The 18,586-nt window shown below is 56.5% G+C and carries 13 protein-coding genes; 12 read left to right on the plus strand and 1 reads right to left on the minus strand.

Going from position 1 to position 18,586, the window contains the following annotated elements; all coding sequences use genetic code 11:
• Window positions 1–88 precede the first annotated feature (88 nt).
• From GE107_RS25005 to shc, 7 genes are all read left to right on the plus strand, one after another.
• Window positions 89–1,384, plus strand: a complete 1,296-nt coding sequence (locus GE107_RS25005) for an ABC transporter substrate-binding protein (RefSeq protein ID WP_219644309.1) — start codon at window positions 89–91, stop codon at window positions 1,382–1,384.
• Between the two features lie 83 nt (window positions 1,385–1,467).
• On the plus strand, window positions 1,468–2,361 hold the full coding sequence (locus tag GE107_RS25010; protein ID WP_219644311.1) for a carbohydrate ABC transporter permease: 894 nt from the start codon (window positions 1,468–1,470) through the stop codon (window positions 2,359–2,361).
• Window positions 2,358–3,197: a carbohydrate ABC transporter permease gene (locus tag GE107_RS25015; protein ID WP_219644313.1), complete on the plus strand. Its 840-nt coding sequence runs from the start codon at window positions 2,358–2,360 to the stop codon at window positions 3,195–3,197. Before GE107_RS25010 ends, GE107_RS25015 begins: the two co-directional genes overlap by 4 nt.
• Window positions 3,198–3,203: 6 nt before the next feature.
• Window positions 3,204–4,199, plus strand: a complete 996-nt coding sequence (locus GE107_RS25020) for an aldose epimerase family protein (RefSeq protein WP_219644316.1) — start codon at window positions 3,204–3,206, stop codon at window positions 4,197–4,199.
• A 30-nt stretch (window positions 4,200–4,229) separates the two neighbouring features.
• Window positions 4,230–6,236: a glycoside hydrolase family 31 protein gene (locus GE107_RS25025; protein ID WP_219644317.1), complete on the plus strand. Its 2,007-nt coding sequence runs from the start codon at window positions 4,230–4,232 to the stop codon at window positions 6,234–6,236.
• Between the two features lie 361 nt (window positions 6,237–6,597).
• Complete coding sequence (locus GE107_RS25030) at window positions 6,598–9,813, plus strand: S-layer homology domain-containing protein (RefSeq protein WP_219644319.1); 3,216 nt, start codon at window positions 6,598–6,600, stop codon at window positions 9,811–9,813.
• Window positions 9,814–9,962: 149 nt separating this feature from the next.
• Window positions 9,963–11,876 carry a squalene--hopene cyclase gene (gene shc / locus GE107_RS25035; RefSeq protein ID WP_370636533.1) on the plus strand — a complete coding sequence of 638 codons (1,914 nt, stop codon included), beginning with the start codon at window positions 9,963–9,965 and terminating at the stop codon, window positions 11,874–11,876.
• Between the two features lie 56 nt (window positions 11,877–11,932).
• On the opposite strand, the gene GE107_RS25040 is transcribed toward shc, so the two are convergent.
• On the minus strand, window positions 11,933–12,514 hold the full coding sequence (locus GE107_RS25040; protein WP_219644321.1) for a hypothetical protein: 582 nt from the start codon (window positions 12,512–12,514) through the stop codon (window positions 11,933–11,935).
• A gap of 350 nt (window positions 12,515–12,864) precedes the next feature.
• On the opposite strand from GE107_RS25040, the gene GE107_RS25045 reads away from it, so the two are divergent.
• From GE107_RS25045 to GE107_RS27335, 5 genes are all read left to right on the plus strand, one after another.
• A complete protein-coding gene (locus GE107_RS25045; protein WP_219644323.1) occupies window positions 12,865–13,449 on the plus strand; it encodes a TetR/AcrR family transcriptional regulator in 585 nt (194 codons plus the stop codon).
• Window positions 13,450–13,509: 60 nt separating this feature from the next.
• Window positions 13,510–14,919: an MFS transporter gene (locus GE107_RS25050; RefSeq protein ID WP_219644325.1), complete on the plus strand. Its 1,410-nt coding sequence runs from the start codon at window positions 13,510–13,512 to the stop codon at window positions 14,917–14,919.
• Window positions 14,916–15,038, plus strand: coding sequence for a hypothetical protein (locus GE107_RS26850; protein WP_255570852.1), 123 nt, complete (start codon window positions 14,916–14,918; stop codon window positions 15,036–15,038). The genes GE107_RS25050 and GE107_RS26850 overlap by 4 nt, the downstream gene beginning before the upstream one ends.
• A gap of 30 nt (window positions 15,039–15,068) precedes the next feature.
• Window positions 15,069–15,404, plus strand: coding sequence for a luciferase domain-containing protein (locus GE107_RS25055; protein ID WP_219644334.1), 336 nt, complete (start codon window positions 15,069–15,071; stop codon window positions 15,402–15,404).
• A 184-nt stretch (window positions 15,405–15,588) separates the two neighbouring features.
• Entirely contained in the window at window positions 15,589–17,955 is a 2,367-nt protein-coding gene (locus GE107_RS27335; protein ID WP_219644327.1) for a YcdB/YcdC domain-containing protein, read from the plus strand.
• Window positions 17,956–18,586 lie beyond the last annotated feature (631 nt).

Below are 18,586 nucleotides of genomic sequence, written 5' to 3' on the forward strand. Positions count from 1 at the left end.
CCTTTTTTAGATATTTCAAATTTTCAAAGCGCTTTCACGGAAATTACAATGAAAAAGCAATAACAACCTTGCTCAAGGGGGCACAGCAATGAAGAAGTCGGGATTGTGGCTTTTGGCAGTGATGTTGTTTTTCGTATTCGCCTTGGTCGGATGCGGTTCCGGCAAGAAGGAGAGCGCATCGGAATCTCCTTCCCAGTCGGCGGAATCATCCGCATCGCCGTCCGCATCGCAATCCGCCCAGCCGGCGGAGCATAAAAAGCTGACGCTGTGGTTTTACTTCGAAGGGAAAGACCGCTTCGACAAAATCAAATCGCTGACGGACGGCTTCACGAAGCAAAATCCGAACGTCGAAATCGAGCCGGTGTACGTTCCGTTCGCCGACTTCAAGAAAAGGTTGTCGGTGGGACTCGCCTCGTCCGAGCTTCCGGATCTCGTGATCATCGATAATCCGGACCATGCCGCATACGCCGCCATGGGACTATTCGCGGACATTACGGACAAAATCGCGGATTGGCCGGACAAAGACCAGTTTTTCCCGGGGCCGTGGAAATCAGCGTCTTACGACGGCAAGCAGTACGGCGTCCCGCTCGGCAGCAACAACCTGGCGCTGTTCTACAACGAGAAAATGCTGGCGGACGCAGGCGTTACGCCTCCGCAAACCTGGGACGAGCTGAAGGCTGCCGCCAAGAAACTGACGAAGAACGGCGTAACCGGACTGGGCATCAGCGCTCCATCCAATGAAGAAGGTACATTCCAGTTCCTGCCTTGGCTGTTGTCCACCGGCGCCAATTTCGATACGGTCGGCAGCCCGGAAGGCGCGAAAGCGTTCGCGGTGCTGGCCGATCTGATCAAGGACGGGTCGATGAGCAAAGAGGTCATCAACTGGGGCCAATCCGACGTGATGAAACAATTCGCCGCGGGCAAGCTGGCCATGATGATCAACGGACCCTGGCAGCTGCCGGAATTGGCTACGACCGTGCCGGATTTGAAGTACGGGCTCGCCTTCGTTCCGAAGGACAAGCAGTTCGCCTCCGTGCTTGGCGGAGAGAATCTCGGCGTCGTGAACGGGCCCAATGTCGACGAAGCCGTCGCTTTCATCAAATATGTCGTCTCGCCTGATGTGATCAAACCGTTCGCCCAAAGCTTCGGCTACTTCCCGGCCCGCAAGGACGTCGCCGCCGATCCGTACTGGACGGATAACGCGCAGCTCAAAGTGTTCGCGGAAAACATGAACTACGCCCAGCCGCGCGGTCCGCATCCGAAATGGCCGGAAATTTCGAACGCCATCTCGCAGGCATTGGCCGAGGCGCTCACTTTGAAAGCCTCTCCCGAAGATGCGGCGAAGAAGGCGCAAGAGAAAATCGACGCCATTATGGGCAAATAAGCGGCAGGGAAACTCCGCACAATCCGAATTGGAGTACATGAGAGCTTCATGTACTCCAATTTTCCTCCTTAGGGGTGAAGGTGATGGCAAGATCCATGGAGCGAGCGGCCGGTTATCTGTTCGTGCTGCCGGCGCTGCTGTACATGCTGTTTTTCGTCGGCTATCCGATCGTCGACAACTTCAGGCTCAGCTTGTTCGACGTCAACGTCATGAACATCGCCCGCGGCGATCAGCCCTTCGTCGGGCTCGGCAATTACAAGGAACTGTTTGATCAAGGCGTGATCCTCACTACACTGACCAATACGCTGATTTACACGGTGGCGTGCATCGTCTTTCAGTTTATCGTCGGCCTCGGGTTCGCGCTGCTCTTCTCCCGTCCGTTTCGGATGGCGGAGCGGCTTCGGGGGCTGGTGATGATCAGCTGGCTGCTGCCTGCCACGATTACGGCAATGACCTTCAAATTCATGTTCGGCACAAGCGGAGGCATCGTGAATGAGCTTCTGGCGATGCTGCATCTCAGCGGCGGGCCCGTGGAATGGCTGGTGACGCCATTTACCGCCATGTTCGCGCTCGTGCTGGCCAACACCTGGATCGGCATTCCGTTCAACATGATGCTGCTGACGACAGGACTTACGACGATCCCGAAGGACATCTACGAAAGCGCGGCCATAGACGGCGCCAACGCCGTGCAACGCTTTTTCCGCCTGACGCTTCCGTTGTTGAAACCGGCCATCCTCTCGCTGCTCGTGCTCGGCTTCATCTATACGTTCAAGGTGTTCGATCTGGTGCTCATCATGACGCACGGCGGCCCGGTTAACGCGACGCAGATGATGTCCACCTACGCGTACAAGCTGTCGTTCGACGAATTCAACTTCAGTCAAGGAGCTGCGGCATCGAATCTGATGTTCCTCGTCCTGCTCGTCATCGGGTTTATCTACTTGAGGCTGGTTTACCGGGAAGAGGTGAAGGGGGCATGAGCCAACGCCAATTGTCGACTTGGCTGCTGCCGGTCGTGAGCATCGTTCTCGTCGCTTTGTTCCTGTTTCCGGTCTACTGGCTGGTCGTCACGTCTTTCAAGGCGGAAGGGGAAATCTTCCGTTCGCCGCCGACCTGGTTTCCGCAAACGATTTATTTGAAAGCTTATACGGAACAGCTGTCGGGATCGTCCTACAACATTTTCGAAGGGTTCCGGAACAGCGCGATCATCGCCTTCGGGGCGCTCGCCATCTCGACGGTTCTAGCGGTTCCCGCTTCGTACGGGCTGGCGCGTTTCAAGTTTCCGGGCATGCACTTGTTCCTTCTTCTGTTCTTGGTCACGCAGATGCTGCCGGCCTCGCTCATCCTGACGCCGCTGTTCATTCAATTCAAGCATCTCGGGTTGATCGGCTCTTCCTACTGGGGAACCATCCTGGCCAACGCCACGGCGGGGATTCCATTCTCCGTCGTCACGCTCCGGACTTATTTCGCCACCTTGCCGAAGGAACTGGAGGAGTCGGCGAAAATCGACGGCTGCGGCTTGTTCGGGACCTTCGTGCGAATCATGATCCCGATCGCCGTTCCCGGCGTCGTCGTCGCCATGGTCTTCTCCTTCCTCTTCGCGTGGGGCGACTTGATCTTCGGCATGACCTTCATCGGCAAAGAACATATGAGACCGATTACGGCGGGGATTTACAACTTCCTGGGCTTCCAGAGCACGTCTTGGAACAACACGATGGCCTTCGGGACGGTCAGCATCATCCCGGTCGTCTTGATCTTTATTTTCATACAGCGCTATATCGTCAGCGGACTGACGAACGGAGCGGTAAAAGGGTAAGCGAGGGTGAGTCCGGTGTCCGCGCACATTCATGAATCGGTCTACAAAGACATTCGTTCGGTCGTCTTGGAGAACGTCCGTCTTGCCGTAACGGTTATTCCGGAAAGCGGAGGGAAAATCCAGAGCATCTACGACAAAACGCTGGACCGGGAATATCTCGTGCAATCGCCGCGATCCTCCTACAAGCGCTCCGGCTACGACTCCCGTTATGCCGACGGGGACGCGAGCGGCTTCGACGAGGTCTTTCCCTCGATCGAACCCTGTTTCTATCCGCTCCCGCCCTGGAGAGGAATCGGCGTTCCCGATCATGGCGAGGTCTGGGCGCTGCCTTGGAGCTGTCACTCATCCGGCGAATCGCTCGTGCTCGACGCCTACGGGGTCCGGTTTCCTTACCGGCTGGAAAAGACGGTGAGGTTTACAAGGGAGCAAACCGTCACGATTCAGTATCGTGCCCGCAATTTGTCCGACTTCGATTTCTCGTTCATTTGGGCGCCTCATATCCTGCTTCGATGCGATGAGGATACGGAGATCGTTCTGCCGCCTTCGGTCAAGCAAGTGATGTCCACTTGCTCTGTGGATAACCGCTTGGGCCGGTTCGGCACCTTGCACGATTGGCCGGAAACGACCGTCGCGGGGGAGCGGTACCGGATCGACAAGGTATATCCGAAATATCCGGGCAAGTGCGAAAAGTATTATGCGGTGGGAACGGTGGAAGAAGGCTGGTGTGCCTTGCATAACTCCGGATCCGGCCATACGGTCGGTCTTTCCTATCCGATCGATAAGGTGCCTTATCTGGGCGTATGGGAAGGGATCATGGACGGGCGATACGCGGCGGCGCTCGAACCGTGCACCGGAGCCTTGGATGCTCTCGACACCGCGGTTCAATGGAATCGGGCGGCTGTGCTTCCCGCGAAATCCAGCTATGAATGGGATTTCAACTTGACCTTCGATATCGTCGACCGCATTCGGTCCATCGATCGGACCGGTCTCATTCTTACTTGATTCAACGACTCAAAACACGGAGGAACTTGCATGGACGGTTTATTTCGAGTGGAAGGCGGACGTCTGATTCGGGAATACGATTCGGAGAAGCTGTGGATCGAGCCCTGGGGAGAGAACAGCCTTCGGGTGCGCGCGACGCATATGGCCGCGATGGGGGACGAGGATTGGGCGCTGCTTCCGCAGCGCAAGCTCGAAGCGGAGATTGAGATCAAAGGCGGGACGGCGACCGTCAAGAACGGGAACATCCGCGTCGACATCTCGGCCGGAGGGAAGCTAACCTTCTGCAACGCGAGGAATGAAGTCCTCCTGCAGGAGTACGTTCGGAATCGCAACAACATTCACGATTTTTGCAGCGCCCTTAACATCGAGGCACGCGAATTCAAGCCGATCCTTGGCGGCGATTACGAGTTGACCCTGCGTTTCGAATCCGATCCGGACGAGAAGCTGTTCGGCATGGGTCAGTATCAGCAATCGAACCTGAACGTGAAATACTGCACGCTTGAGCTGGCGCACCGCAACTCGCAGGCCAGCGTTCCTTTTGCCTTGTCCAGCTTGGGGTACGGTTTTCTCTGGAATAACCCGGCGATCGGCAAAGCGACCTTCGGCCGGAACGTGACCGAATGGGAAGCGAAATCCACGAAGCAGCTGGACTACTGGATCACCGCGGGAGATTCGCCTGCGGAAATCGAAGAAGCTTATGCCCGGGCGACCGGCACCGTGCCGATGATGCCGGATTACGGCATGGGGTTCTGGCAATGCAAGCTCCGGTATCAGACGCAGGAAGAGCTGCTCTCGGTCTCGCGCGAATACAAACGGAGAGGACTTCCCCTCGACGTTATCGTCATCGATTTCTTCCATTGGCCGATGCAGGGCGATTGGAGATTCGATCCCGACTATTGGCCGGATCCCGAGGCCATGGTACGCGAGCTGAAGGAGATGGGGGTCGAGTTGATGGTCTCCGTCTGGCCCACCGTGGATAAGAAAAGCGAGAATTATCCGGAAATGCTGCGCAAGGGCTACCTCGTCCGCACGGACCGGGGCATCCGCACCACGATGGATTTTTTGAGCGACACCGTCTTTTACGACGCCACCCATCCCGGTGCCCGCGATTTCGTATGGAATACCGTCAAGAAGAACTATTACGACAAGGGGATCCGCATCTTCTGGCTCGACGAGGCGGAGCCGGAATATTCCGTGTACGATTTCGACAATTACCGGTATCACTTGGGGCCGAACGTGCAAATCGGCAACCTCTACCCGGTCATGTATGCCAAAACGTTCTATGACGGGATGACGGAATCGGGCCAGAGCAACGTCATCAATCTGTTGCGCTGCGCTTGGGCGGGGAGCCAGCGTTACGGCGCCTTGGTCTGGTCCGGGGATATCGATTCCAGCTTCGCCTCCATGAGGAACCAGCTAGCGGCGGGACTGAACATGGGCTTGGCCGGCATCCCTTGGTGGACCACCGACATCGGGGGATTCCACGGGGGCAATCCGGACGATCCGGCTTTCCGGGAATGCATCATCCGCTGGTTTCAGTACGGAGCGTTCTGTCCCGTGTTCCGTCTTCACGGAGACCGGGAGCCGCACTCCGAACCATTGGGGACGAGCGGCGGAGGCTTGTGCTTCAGCGGGGCGGCGAACGAAGTGTGGAGCTACGGCGAAGAGGCGTATGAAATCTTCAAAACCTACATGTTCATCCGGGAACGGCTGCGCCCTTATACCACCGAACTGATGCGCGCCGCCCACGAGAAGGGCACGCCCCCCATGCGGCCGCTGTTCTATGACTTCCCGAAGGATTCCGAAACATGGAATGTCGAAGACCAGTACATGTACGGTCCCGATCTGCTCGTCGCTCCGATCTTGCACGCAGGGGCACGAACGCGGAAGGTTTATTTGCCGGCAGGGGCGGACTGGATAAACGCGTTCAGCGGTGAAACGCATGAAGGCGGACAGTGGATCGAGTGCGACGCGCCGCTCGAGGTGATCCCGTTGTTCTTGCGCAGCGGGGGGACTTTAATCAGCGTGAAGGAGTAATCGACGGCGTATCCACCGCGGATGCCGGAGGTCAGCCCCGCCAACAACAAGCCTTTATCGGCAACACGCCGAAGAAGGCTTCTTTTTTCTCATCTGAGGTCTTATAGCTCTTTCATTTTGCAAGCTTGACGATCGGTAGATAGAAGGATACGATAGAACGAGGACATGTCCTTTATCTGGGAATTCTCGGCCTCATAACCGACAATTTCTCTGCAAAGGTTCGATGTCCCTATTCTGTATAGCCATGCGTCGACAGCAAGATGCTTGCAACAGTAAGAAATAGCATATTGTGAAAGCGTCACGGCGATGATCGGGGAGTTTCGAATTCCGAGAGGCCTAGTTTGCATCATGGAGGGGAAGTATGAACAAGAATTTATCGTTGCCGATTATGGCTTTGTTGATGGCGTGCGCAATTGCGTTTGTGCCCGGGAAGGCGCATGCGGCTACGACCCAGACATACACGGCCGCAGCGGATGTGTTTCAGATTAGCAACAGTCCCGATATGGATAATACGTACGACAATGATACGCAAGGATTATTATATGTAGGCATGACCTATCAGCCCCCGAACTACGTCAACGTCAAGAACCGATCGGCGATTATGTTTGATTTGGGAACCAAAGCTGGCCAAGTGGCTTCGGCTACGCTCGAATTGTATGCGAGTTCGTTGGTGGAACAACAAGCGGGACAATCGGCGTATATCGACGTCTGGGGCGCAGCACCGGATACGATCACCAATGCGGACGGGAGCGTTTTTCCATCGATCGGCAGTGCGACCGCAGGAAGGTATTGGCCGCCAACGGATTTCGGTCACGATGTGAAGATTGCGGTTGACGTGACGGATATCGTCAAAGCGTTTACGAGCGATTCGGATCGGAAAGTTACGTTGGTGTTGACGGGGAACGAAGCCGACTCGCAGAGCGGCAGTTTCTACATCTATTCGTCTGAGGCCTCGCAATATGTGCCGAAGCTGGTTGTGACGTATAACGAACCGCCGACCGGCTCATTTTCATTCAACGAAGTAAAGTATACGAATAGTACCACGGTCAATGTCTCCGTTTCGGCATCGGATCCCGAAGGGGATTCTATCGCCGGGATGAGATTTACCGAGGATCCGAACAACTGGCCGTCGACATGGCAAAGCTATGCGACTTCGGCGTCGTTGAATCTTTCAAGCGGAGATAAGCTGAAGACGGTATATGCGCAGTTCATGGATGCCGCCGGCAACGTGAGCAAGGGGACGATCAGCGCATCGATTACGCTCGATACGACCGCGCCTACGGTTACCGGAGTTACGTATAACCAGCAGTACAACAGCGACGTGACGATCAGCTTCAACGAAGGGACGGCCACGCTGGACGGTTCGCCGATTGCGAGCGGAACAACGTACGGATCGGAAGGCACGCATACGCTCATCGTTACCGATAAGGCAGGCAACGTCACGACGATTCCGTTTACGATCGACAAAACGCCGCCTACCGTCACGGGTGTGACGTACAACCAAATTTACAATCGCGACGTCGTTATCAGCTTTAACGATGGGACGGCTAGGCTAGACGGTTCGCCGATCGCGAGCGGAACAACGTACGGATCGGAAGGCGCGCATACGCTCATCGTTACCGATGAGGCAGGCAACGTCACGACGATTCCGTTTACGATCGACAAAACAGCGCCAACCGGTACCGTCCTTATCGATGGCGGGTCATCGTTTACGAAGCACCCGGCGGTAACGCTGAAATTGACGGATCATGACGGCAGCGGCACAGGCGTTCAGGAAATGCAGTTCTCCAACGACAACCGTACGTGGAGCGATTGGGAAGCGGCAACCGGCGAGAAATCTTGGACCGCGACGACGGGCGATGGAACGAAAACGGTCTATGTCCGGCTCCGGGATGCGGCGGGCAACGTCAATTCGGCGGAAATTTCCGATTCCATCGTACTCGATACAACCGCGCCGACCGGGACGTTCACGATCAATCATGGGGCATCCTCCGCGACTTCCCCTGTTGTTGCCTTGGCGATTTCAGCCGATGACGGAGCAGGATCGGGAGCCGTTGAAATGCGGATTTCCAATAACGAAACGGATTGGACGGATTGGGAGGGCCTAACGGCAACGAAAACCTGGACCTTAACGAACGGATATGGACCCAAGCAAGTGTTCGTTCAGTTCCGGGATGCGCTCGGAAACGTAAGTTCGGCTGTCCATGCGTCGATTTTGTACAAGAGTCAACCGAGCGGCGGAGACAACAGCGGGAACAACAACAGAGACAACGGCGGCAACACGGATAGCAACAATAGCGGCAACAATGGAACCAGCAGCGGTGATAACCGGGGCGGCCAGAATGGAACAACCACGATCGTGATCGGCGAACCATTCGCGCGAACGGTCGAGGAAACGGTGAACGATCGGAAATCCACCACGGTTATCGTCGACGGTCCCCAGCTGTTGAAGGAACTTGAATCCGTGTCGAATCGTCCGATCGTTTCCATCCCGATTAACGGCAACCCGGATATCGCAGCAGGCATATTCACCGGCGAAGCGGTCAAAGCCATGACAACCAAAAACGCCTTGCTGGAATTGATAACCGGGAACAGCTCGTACACGCTGCCTGCCGAACAGATCGGCATCGACGCCTTGTCCGGCAAATTCGGCGCCGACACCGCGCTGCAGGATATTGAACTCCATATCTCCGTCACAAACATTCCGGATTCGGAGGTGCGTTTTGCGGCGGCACGGGGAGACCATATCCAGCTTGTAGCGCCGGCCGTCGAATTCACCGTGAAAGCGGTGCATGACGGGCAGGAGATCGAGGTGCAAAAGTTTAACGCCTTCGTGGAAAGAACGATCGCGATTCCGGACGGGGTAGACCCGAACAAGGTCACGACCGGCGTCGTGGTGGGTTCGGATGGAACATTGCATCATGTTCCGACTAAAGTCGCACAAGTAAACGGTAAATATGTGGCCGTGATCAACAGCCTTACGAACAGCGTTTATGCGTTGATCTATAACCACAAGACGCTTGAAGACATTTCCGGTCACTGGGCCAAGGCGGCGATTGAGGACATGGCTTCTAGACTCATCGTAAGCGGGACGGATGATGGGCGGTTCCTGCCGGACAAGGAAATTACGAGGGCGGAATTCACCGCCATTGTCGTAAGAGCGTTAGGTTTGAGATCTGCGGATGCGGGCCCTGCATTTACCGACGTGCATCAGGACGATTGGTTTGCTTCAGCGGTTCACGTCGGCGTCGCCTACGGGCTTGTCAGCGGCTACGACGACGGGACTTTCCGCCCGAACAAGCAGATTACGCGCGAGGAGGCCATGGTGATCATCGCCAGGGCAATGCGCGTCGCGCAGATGAAAACGGAGCTCGCCGAACAAGATCAGGATAAGCTTCTGGCGGCGTTCGGAGACAACGGACAATTCCATTCTTGGTCCCGCGAGGCCGCGGCGCTGACGATTCGCTCCGGGATCGTCACCGGCAATCAGAATCAGGCAAGACCCTTGCAAAATATCACAAGAGCGGAGACCGCGGTCATCATCCGCCGTTTTCTGCAGCAAGCCGGCTTGATCTAGGGCAAAGGGCAAAGCGAACCGAATCATCCGAATAGGGCGGTTTCTCGGGTCTTCACGGACGAAGAGAAATCGCCTCTTTTTTTATAATCATGGAATATGCTAATCTTGATCGCTTAATCAAACGGCGGAAAGGAAGGGGTTGATGGGGAGTGAACCTGAGCGGCCAGGTTGGCCGGGAAATCGAACGATTGACGGAACTCTTGTCTCGATTGCAAGCGCCGGACGGCTCCTGGAGATTCTGCTTCGAAAACGCGGTGCTGACGGATGCGTACATGATCATCGTGCTGAGAGCATTGGAAATCCCGGACGAACCTCTCATTCGCCTTCTTCGCGACCGGCTGTTGGCCACCCAATTCGAGGACGGTTCCTGGAGAGCCTACCCCGATGAGCGAGAGGGGAATCTGTCGGCGACGGTGGAGTGTTATTTCGCGCTGCTCTATTCCGGTTACAGCCAGGTTGCGGATCCGCAGGTAGCGAAAGCCCGAGCGTTCATTCTGGCCCAAGGCGGTCTTCGAAATATCGGCGGATTGATGACCAAAGTCATGCTGGCGGTCAATGGCCAATATCCGTGGCCGCGCTCCCCGATGATCCCCCTGGAAGTGCTTCTCTTTCCCTCCTCCTTTCCGGTCAACATGTTCGACTTTTCCGGCTATGCCCGCGTTCATATGATTCCGGCCCTGCTGCTCGCCGACCGGCGGTTCACGATCCGAACGGATCGAACCCCCGAATTGTCCGAACTGGCGGGATCGCTTCCATGGGATCGCTTGTCGTTCTGGTCGGAAGGGGTTGGACGCGATCGCTCCCCGGCTCTTCAGTCGTTGTTGGACCAAATCGGAAAAGGCATCGATCTTCTTGCCGGCATACCGGAGCAGCTGCATGGGGAAGCGAGCAAGCGTGCGGAACGGTACATGCTGGAGAGGATCGAGCCGGACGGGACGTTCTACAGCTATGCTTCTTGCACGTTTCTGATGATTTTCGCGCTGCTCGCCGTCGGATACGATAAACGTCATCCCGTGATCCGGGACGCCGTCCAAGGACTAAGGTCCATGATCTGCCGCACTGCGAGTCCGATTTTCGTGCAAAATTCGCCTTCCGCCGTCTGGGATACGGCCTTGTTAAGCTATGCTTTACAGGAAGCGGGAAGGAGTTCCGCGGCAAGCGTAATGATTCGCCGATCAGCCGCTTATCTTCTATCGAAACAGCATCGCCGACCGGGAGATTGGAGCATCCATAATCCGAATGTCATTCCAGGCGGGTGGGGATTTTCGGACTCCAATACGCTCAATCCGGATGTGGACGATACGACCGCTGCCTTGAGAGCCATCCGGAACTTGGCGGGCACCGATTCCTCGTATCGGGAAGCGTGGAACCGCGGATTGAACTGGCTGCTGTCGATGCAGAACGACGACGGGGGATGGCCGTCATTCGAGAAAAATACGGATCGCGAATTCCTTGCGCTGCTTCCTTTGCAGGAGGCGAAGTCGTCGGCCATCGATCCTTCGACGCCGGATTTGACGGGGAGAACGTTGGAGTTTTTGGGGAACTACGCGGGTCTGGACATCCGCCACGCGCTTGTTCGCAAAGGCGCGGATTGGCTTCTCGACCGACAGGAAAAGGACGGCTCCTGGTATGGACGGTGGGGAGTCTGCTACATCTACGGTACGTGGGCGGCATTAACGGGGCTGACGGCCGCCGGAATTCCTGCGGATCATCCGTCCGTACGCTCCGGAACGAAATGGTTGCTGGAAATCAGGCATGCCGACGGGGGGTGGGGAGAATCCTGCGCCAGCGACCGGCACATGCGCTATATCCCACTTGCGGGGAGTACGCCTTCCCAAACCGCTTGGGCGCTCGACGCGCTCATCTCCGTCCATGAAACGCCGAATTCCGCGATCGACCAAGGGATCAGGCGATTGATCGGTCTCTTGCGGGAAGAGGGCGGGCTGGCGGCCTATCCGACGGGGGCGGGACTTCCGGGCGTTTTTTATTCCCATTATCACAGTTACCGGTACATTTGGCCGCTCCTTGCGCTTTCCCATTACAGAAACAAGTACTCCCCGTAAATCCGCGAAGGCAAACAAGAACCGGCAAAATCCCGAAAAGGATTTTGCCGGTTGGCTTAATATTGGTTCTTCAACATTTCGATTTCCGTCTTGATCATGAGCTGTTCACGATTGAGAATTTCGATACTTGCCGCATGGGTATTCAGTTGAAAAGAGAATTTCCGCTCCATGGCATCTTGCCTTTCCGCGATTTCGGTGACGGTCTCTTTGATGGATTTGACCATGCCGACCAATTGCGCGGACAGTTTTTCCTGGCTGTTCAGCCGGTTCAAGATCGCTTGTTGATCTTTCTTGAAAGTCTTGAGCTCTTGCGCGAACTCGGAACGAGCACTCTGTATATCCGCTTTCAACTCTGCCCGAAGCTCTGTTGTGACAGCCTGAATCTCGTCTTTCAGTTCCGACCTGACGGCCTGAATCTCGTCTTTCAGTTCCGACCTGACGGCCTGAATCTCGTCTTTCAGTTCCGACCTGACGGCCTGAATCTCCTCTTTCAGTTCCGACCTGACGGCCTGAATTTCCTCTTTCAGTTCCGACCTGACGGCCTGAATTTCCGTTCTGACAGACTGGAATTCCTCGTTTACCTCCGTCCTGAAGTTCCGCATCTCGTTCAGAATCAATTCCAACGTTGCCTGGCTCATACGCTTCTTCCTCCTCCGGGATTTGTAATGACAGAAATAGGATTCGTATTTCTATAAACGTATCATGCCGGCCTGCAAACCGGGTCCCGGAGGCATGAGGAACGTCTTGTGAAATAAGTATATCAGATTGGGTAAAAGCTGTTTAGGCAGGGTTGAAAAATAGGCTGTCAGATCGATCAAGACTTCTCTGAATCGATGTCCGGCGGATTCACCGGCAATCTTATCGGCATCACGGCTTACAGCAGCAACGCGAATTGCCGAGGGTACTGCGTTTCCTGCTGTTGACAAAGAACGGGAAATCGCGTAAGGTAAGGATGTAAGTGTTCACTTGCATCCAAGGGGATAAACGCATGAGAGAAAATACGAGCACGAGCGATAAACTTCTGTTGGCCGCGATCGACCTAATGGCCGAGAAGGGATACGACGGCACGACCACCAAGGAGATCGCCGCTGCCGCCGGGGTGAACGAAGTGACGCTGTTTCGCCACTTCGGCACGAAGGAGAATCTGCTGAAAACGGCCTTCAGTCGCTACCACTACGCCGATGAGATGACGAAGCTTTTTCGGGAATCCCTCACGGGCGATCTTCATGCGGACCTTCTCCTGGTTAGCCGCACGTACCACAAGCTCATGAACCGGAACCGCAAATTGCTGCGTCTCGCCCAGAAGGGCGGCAATCTGCCGGAAGAAGTCTATGAGGAGTCCGGACGTCATCCCCAACAGCTGAAGAAGCTGTTAATGGATTATTTGGCGGACATGGCGAAACAAAAGAAGGCGTTGGTGCCGAACCCCGAGATGCAGGCGTTGTCTTTCATGTGGATGAATTACGGCGCGTTCTTCAGCAGCCTGAACAAGAAAGAAGCGGTCTCGGAAGAATGGTTGGACGAATTTATCAAGGAAAGCGTTGGGCTGTTCGCTAGGGCTTTAACTCCCTAGCTTTTTTACCCATTGCATGCAAGTGTGTGCTTGCACACAAATAAAAAGGAGAGATCAACCATGGATTCGGAGACACGGCAGCACAAAGGATCGCAAATCATGCGTTTGATGATGTTCACCGTCATGATTTCCTCGATGAGCGCCCTTATGTTTCATGTGGTTCTGCCGCAAATCAGCGAAGAGTTTCACCTGACCCTGGCTCAGGCGAGCTGGCTGTCCTCCGCCTATACGCTCATTTACGCCTTCGGAACGGTGACGTACGGGAAGCTGGCCGATCGGTTCCAGTTGAGAAGCTTGGTCACGTTCGGCCTGACGCTCTTCGCGGCGGGATCTCTCGTGGGACTCGTATCCCAGACGTTCTGGGCTGCGCTGCTCGGCCGTTGTCTGCAATCCGCGGGTGCCGCGGCTGTACCCGCGATTGCCCTGATCATCCCGGTGCGTTATTTCCCGCAGGAGAAGAGAGGCTCCGCTTTGAGCATGACGGCCGTCGGGCTCGCGATCGGCGGTGCGCTTGGGCCTGTCGTTTCCGCGGCTATCGTCAGCATCGCGAACTGGCGTTGGCTTTTTCTCCCGTCCTTGCTCATTTTGCTGTTGCTGCCATTTTACCGGAGGATTTTGGAAACAGAACCGAAACAAGCCGCGAAATCGTTCGATTGGCTGGGCGGCGGCTTGCTCGCCGCTTTCACCGCGCTGCTCCTGCTGGGCGTCACGAATCGATCCTGGCCGTATCTGGCGGCTTCGATTCCCTTGCTGATCCTTTTCCTCGCGCGAATTCGCTTGACGAAGGAACCTTTCATCGAGCCGCGCCTGTTCCGCAACAAAACCTATGCGACAGGACTCGCGCTTTCATTTCTAATCGCGGGGATCGGCGTTTCCTTGTACTTCCTGACCCCGATTCTGCTGTCGGAAGTATACCGGCTCGGCTCCGATTGGATCGGGTTCGCGATGGTGCCCGCGGCAGTCGCCGCCTCCCTGCTGGGGAGAAAAGGCGGGAAACTGGCGGACCGCAAAGGCAATCCGTATCTGTTCTCGGTCGCTTCCGGTTGTTTGCTGGCTTGTTTCGTTCTGCTGTCGGTCCTGACGGGGATCGCGCCGCTCTGGATTTCGATCATCCTGATCCTCGGCAACGTAGGCCAGTCTTTCATGCAGGTCGCGATGTCGAACTCCATTTCGCGGGCATTGCCCAAGGAGCAGGTCGGCGTGGGAATGGGCCTGTTCTCGATGCTTTCCTTCATCGCCCAAGGGATCGGGGCGGGCGTGTACGGGCTCGCGGCGGCGCAAGGTTCGTCCGTGAATTGGAATCCGCTGCACGCCGATGCGGACAGCTACGTTTTCGGCAACATTTATCTGGTGCTGGCCGTCCTGCATGTCGGGATTCTGCTGTTCTACCGCTTGGGGTTCCGTGCCCGGAATCCCGGCGTTAAGACCGAATCGATCAGCCATAAAGCGCTAGGAGGAGAAAGAACATGAACAGGGGAGGCCAAGCAGCCATGGCCAGGAAAACGAGCCGAGGGGCAATTACCGCCAGCTTCGACGCGCACGGCGCCGTGTATACCGGCGCGACCGCCGGTAAACGGCGGATTCGTTAAGGAATAACAATTGGAGAGGAGTTCATGAGCATGTCAACTTCCGCAAGGCAGGTTCTGATCGGGGAATTGCTCAGCTGGCCGGGGGTGACGGAGCAGCCCCACCGTTTCGGCGGCATCGAGTTTCAGTGGAACGGGAAGGAGATCGGGCATTTGCACGGCGACCATCTGGTCGACATTCCGTTCCCGAGGAGGATGGGAGATCAGCTAGCGGAAGCCGGACGGGCGAGTCCCCATCACATTCATCCGGGTTCGGGGTGGGTCTCCTTCTACATCGAATCGGAGGAGGATATCGCAGGGGCGGTGGAACTGTTGCGGTTGAAGTACGATCACATGGTGAATCGGGGAGAGAGCGGGAAGACGGATTAGCGTTATCGTTTTCCGACGGCAGGCCTGGCAGGGCCGGTTGATCGCGAAAATTAAGATTTCCTAAAAAACCGGAAAAAAGGAAAACCTTACCTTCCTCAGGGCGTATTACCGTGTGGCGTATCACGGAGGCGAGAATCCGCGGCTCGATCCGATACGATCTATGGCTCAGAGAGGATGAAGCATCGTGTCCAGGAAAGGAAAGAGGTCCCTTGCGAAATACCGGGCGAAGGTCGCGGGAGTGACGGCGGCCGTTTTGCTGTTCGGGGTATTGTCCGTTCCGGGGATCGGGGCCGCCGAAACGGCCGAAGGCGCCGTTTACGCGAGCGCCAGCGACAGTGACAGCACGGCGGTTCCCGGCGATTCGGGCGGGACCAAGCTTTCCCCGGAGAACGTGAAGGTGTCCCAGGAGGAGGCCGTATCCCGGGTGATCAAGCTGTTCCCCGTGCTGGCCGGTGCTCAAACGCAAGAAGTCCGGTTAACCGACCATGCTTCCGGCGGCTCCGGCAACGGCGGCAGTCCGATGTGGGAAATCGGCTTCATGATCCGCAACGGGAACGTCTCCAGCGGGTTTTCGGCCAGCGTCGACGCGATGACGGGGGATCTGCGCAATGTGTTCATTCCCTATGAGATGTCCCGCGGATCTGTCGCGTTTCCTCCGATGACGTCGCGCAGCGAAGCCTTGGAGATCGCCAAAGCGTTCGCCGCGGAAGCGGCTCCGTCGCTCAAAGGGCAAGAACTCGCGGAGGATACCGAGAAAGGTCAGAACCCTCCCGCTCCCCTGTTCGGACCTGTCTATTACAGCTTTGCGTTTCGCATGTCCCATGACGGCGTGAGGGTCGACGGCCAATCCGTTCAAGTAAACGTGAACGGCAACGGCGAGGTCACCTCGTTCTCCTATTATGGGGAAAGCACGGAATTTCCGTCCGCCCGGCCGAAGGTGACGGCGGCGGATGCCAAGGCGCGCTGGGAATCCGATTTGCGGCTGGAATTGACCTATACGGGCGGCGATTTCCGGGAAAACCCGGATCGCTGGATGCTCGTTTATGTGCCGGCCTCGCAGCTCACCAGGCTGGACGCTCAAACCGGCGAATGGCTGGATTTCGGAGGCAATCCGCTCAGCCCCCAGCCGCCGCAATATGTCGAAATGCCGGAACCGGCGAAGCCGTTCTCTCCCAAGGCGGTAACGGCCGAAGAGGCGGCGGCTTTGGTCGAGGCATACGCGGATATCCCGGAAGGGTACCGGGTCGAGAGCCGTTCCCTGCAGCAAGGGCGCGAAGGAGGAAACGATTTCTGGTCGCTGGAGTGGCAGAACGAGAAAGGAACGCCTTACGAGCGAAGAAGCGCGACCGTCGATGCGGTAACCGGACAACTGCTCTCGTTTTACGTGCACTTCTTCTACGGGCCTGACCGTCCGGCACCCGAAAAGCCTGCCGCGCCCGAGCTTCCCATGGAGAAAGCGATCAAACTCGCGGACGAGTGGGTATCGGCCAACATCCCGAATATCGTCTCCTATCGGCGGGTCGTTCCGGCCGCGAGCGCAGCAGACCCCAAACCCGATTCCGAGTACAAGACGGTCACTTATCAGCTGTTCTACCGCGGACTGCCCGTCCAAAACCGCAATCTGAACGTTACGTTCGACGGGAACGGCAAGCTGCGCGGGTTTTACGGCCAGCCTGCACTGAGCGGGGAAATGCTGAAAAAGATGGAATCGCTTCGAGCAGCCGTTCCGGAAAAGCAAGCGAAAGAGATGTATTTGAAAGCGGCGTCGATGGAGCTCTCTTATTCGAGTTTCGGAGGCTATTACGTCGAACCGTCGGGGGAGTATACGGAGCGGTCATGGAAGCTTGTGTATTCGCCCTACGATTGGGAGAGGAAGATGCCTATGAATCGCGTTCTGGATGCGGTTACGGGGCAATGGACCGAGTTGTATCCCAACCGTTGGCCGAGCCTTCCTGCCGAGGAGCCTGCCGAAATCGGCAACCATTGGGCGGCGGTTTATTTGCGGACGTTGCTGGAGCACGGAGTGATCCAAGCCGGTGAAGACGGGCTCATTCACCCGGACCGGAGCGTGAAGGCGGGCGATTTCTTCCGGATGCTGGCGATCGCCTCGGATCCTTACTTCGGAGCCTATGAATCTTACTGGCCGGTGCAGGAGCAAACGAAACCGTTCGCGGACGTCGAGCCGTCCTCTCCTTATTATGAAGCCGTGAACCGGATGATCGACCGGAAGTGGCTCACTCCCGATCCGAAAGCCGAGCTTCATCCCGAAGCCGAGCTCACCCGGGACCAACTGGCGTTTTATCTGAGCAAAATCACGGGCTATTGGAAGCTGGCGGAGAAGCTCGCGGATTTGCCGGCGTTCGCGCGGCTGTCGGACGCCAAGTCCGTGCCGCATCCGGGCGCGGCGGCGCTTGCGCTGAAGCTCGGCCTGCTGACGCCGCAAGGCGGCGCCTTCCGGCCGAACGATAAAGTCTCGCTCGCCCAGCTCGCGGTCGTCTTCGTCCGCATGGCCGAGCGGCAAGGCGAGTGGGACCGTCCGCTTGCACAGTAACCGGGGTAACGACAAAACCTTCGGCTCCTCTTCAATGGGGCCGAAGGTTTTTTACACATTACAGGAATATTAGCATCCGGAGAGTGGTTTTGAGGAAACGAGAGGGAGCGGTTTACGGTACTGGCGTCCCCGTCGATGCTCTTGCAAAGCGGATTTTGTGACTCGCGCGCATGAGCGTCATACGTGTACCTGATTTCGGCAGGTCTCCGATCTGGGTGCCTCGGATGGTCGGCTGTCGCGCAGTCAAGGGGATTAAAGGGAACAGCCTGATAAAGGCCCTCTATTTTTGCGTACTGGACCATAAGCGCGTGATTTAGAAGGAAAACCTCCCTCTATTTATGCGTATGGGCCCCTCTATTTTTGCGTACTGGCCACAAACGCGTGATTAGAAGGAAAACCTCCCTCTATTTATGCGTATGGGCCCACACGCGCGGGATTAGAAGGAAAACCTCCCTCTAATTCCGGCTATATCCCCTCAATTGAGGTTTTTCACCGAGATTAGAGGGAGGTTTCTCCACGGCCCCCTAATTGATGTGGAGTCCTGTCCCCCAATTGAATTAGACTAATGGTAATGGGGAGGCGGACAATATGCGTACAGGGAAAGTGTTCGAAGAGAAGCGAATGCAAATCG

The organism is Cohnella sp. CFH 77786, from assembly GCF_019400745.1.
Lineage (GTDB): Bacteria > Bacillota > Bacilli > Paenibacillales > Paenibacillaceae > Cohnella.